Origin of the sequence: Lacticaseibacillus yichunensis (genome assembly GCF_003946405.1) — a bacterium.
Taxonomy (GTDB): Bacteria; Bacillota; Bacilli; order Lactobacillales; family Lactobacillaceae; genus Lacticaseibacillus; species Lacticaseibacillus yichunensis.
Genome location: NZ_RHOG01000066.1, coordinates 1 through 1,918, shown reverse-complemented (window position 1 = coordinate 1,918; position 1,918 = coordinate 1). Strand labels below are relative to the sequence as shown.

The following is a 1,918-nucleotide window of genomic DNA, read 5'->3' as shown; positions in this document are numbered from 1 at the left end:
TTGCACTAACAAGAATAGGTCTTCATGGCCTTTTTGGTCTAGTCGCTAAGGTGTTGCACTTGAATTGTAAACTGGGGGCCTTTTTTTAGTGGTTGTTGATGGCAAAATTGATCATCGCCTTGATCGATAAAATGATGATCAGGCTCGGCGTCACATAGCGGAACCAGCGTGAGAACCAGCCGCGATACGTGTCGGCGTGGTCCCGAATCCGGTTGCGCAACATAGCTACCCCGAAGATCAGTGTGATGAACAAAATAATAAACCCGAAAAATGCCAGAAACGGGAGATTGGTGCTGCACCAAAGGCCAGCCGCCGAAGCAACAAGGGCCCAAAAGAGCATGATCATTTCGCCGATCTTCCAGTCCGACACAGCGTAAATATAGTCGACTTCATCATCGTTCAGCCCGCCGCTCGTGCTTGAGCCGGTGATCACTTCACCGCAATTTGGGCAGTAATCATAGCCCGCCCGGACAAACGACCCGCACACCGGACATTTGAAGCCTTTGCCCTGACTAACATTTCGATTCGCATAATTTTGGTCGCGTTGATAACCCATTTTTTAACTTCCTTTCTGTGGTGCCAACAATTGATGTCGCAAGAATAACATAGCGGCGCGACATAATATGGCACGAGGCGGCGGATGGGCAAAAAAGTTGCGTGGCTGGCTATTTATTTTTCGCGTCACGCCAAACAAAAATCGCAATTCCCAACCCGCGGGAATTGCGATTTTTATATAGGCGCGCCGACCGTTTTCAGTTCACCGTGATCATCCGCGCATCGATCGGCCCCGGCACCGACGCGATGGCCAGCCGCACCAGCACATTTTCTTTGCGGACGCCATCCAGGTAGACTTCGCGATGCGTGTCGGGCAGGCGCAGATCCAGATTTTTTGCAGTCACCGCCGCCGTCAGCGTCTGCCAGGCGTGGCCGGTGTCCGTCAGCGTTTCCGGACTGAAGATCTGGATCTCGGTGCCTTCCTCTAGCTGCTTGAATTGAATCGGTTTCGCCTCCGGACCCATTTCAAGTTCTGTGATGGCCGCGCCGACTGCCTTTTTTGTCACAAACAGCGGCTGCTTGAGCCACAGCTGAAAGTGCTGGCGGCTGGCGATCGTCGGCCCGCCCGACCAGACTGCCTGCACCGGATACGGCCGGTAGCTGCGAAACCCCGAGATCGGGATGCCGGCGTCGGGGCCTTCGCTGATGCGCGCGGCGATCGTCTCCAGCAGCAGCGCCTGCGTCAGAAACGCCGGATCATGCGTGCGCAGCGGGGCCTCGCCTTCCACCGTCAAATAACCGCGGGTCGTCAGGGTCACGAAACTCGTTTCTTGCCGACGCGAATATTCGCGCGTCTCGACTTGTTGCCAATCAAACTCCAACATTTTTAAGCCTCCTCGCTCTGTTTGCTTAGGATGATACACCCGTTTTAGCAAAAAGACGTCGCAGACGACTCGGCAGGCGAGGGGACGGCATTTTGTTCGCAAGTCGAGGCCTCGGAGTGTGGCGTCCCTTGTGACATTTATTTTGAGAAAGTATAATTTAGTTATCGATAATTTGATACGCAGAAGGGAAGGGCACGCGATGACATTGGAAAAAGAGGAACTGGTCCCAACGTTGGTCTACCGGTCACAAGGCTTCAGCAAGGACCACAACAAGGAAATGGTAACGCTCGACTTCGAGTACGCGGACGACTTCCACGTCTCGCTCACCCCGGAAGACTGGCAGCGGTTTGTTGAGTCGTTGCCTGATCAGGATGTGAAGGCGTTTTTCCTCGAGAATTACAAAGCCCACGGGAATTCCCTGGCGTTTGAGGATGCGCTGGATGAGCTGTCGATTCAGTATGATAGTGGCTGTTCAACTAGGCCACCATATTCTTGGTGCTGGTAGTAAATTTGTACCGGAAACGATAGGTTTGCCCGTC

Annotated in this window: 3 protein-coding genes; 1 reads left to right on the top strand and 2 read right to left on the bottom strand. The window is 53.6% G+C overall.

Features of this window, described 5'->3' with window-relative positions; all coding sequences use genetic code 11:
• Positions 1 to 85 precede the first annotated feature (85 nt).
• Both EKM95_RS11520 and EKM95_RS11515 read right to left on the bottom strand, forming a co-directional pair.
• A complete protein-coding gene (locus EKM95_RS11520; RefSeq protein WP_125698558.1) occupies positions 86 to 556 on the bottom strand; it encodes a TFIIB-type zinc ribbon-containing protein in 471 nt (156 codons plus the stop codon).
• Positions 557 to 752: 196 nt separating this feature from the next.
• Entirely contained in the window at positions 753 to 1,379 is a 627-nt protein-coding gene (locus EKM95_RS11515; protein ID WP_125698556.1) for a hypothetical protein, read from the bottom strand.
• A 199-nt stretch (positions 1,380 to 1,578) separates the two neighbouring features.
• Between EKM95_RS11515 and EKM95_RS11510 the strand changes: the two genes are divergently transcribed.
• Complete coding sequence (locus EKM95_RS11510) at positions 1,579 to 1,884, top strand: hypothetical protein (RefSeq protein ID WP_125698554.1); 306 nt, start codon at positions 1,579 to 1,581, stop codon at positions 1,882 to 1,884.
• Positions 1,885 to 1,918: the final 34 nt, after the last annotated feature.

Bases quoted from the DNA above. Each gene is read 5' to 3' on its own strand.
- EKM95_RS11520 (WP_125698558.1), bottom strand. From the start codon at position 556: ATGGGTTATCAACGCGACCAAAATTATGCGAATCGAAATGTTAGTCAG.
- EKM95_RS11515 (WP_125698556.1), bottom strand. From the start codon at position 1,379: ATGTTGGAGTTTGATTGGCAACAAGTCGAGACGCGCGAATATTCGCGT.
- EKM95_RS11510 (WP_125698554.1), top strand. From the start codon at position 1,579: ATGACATTGGAAAAAGAGGAACTGGTCCCAACGTTGGTCTACCGGTCA.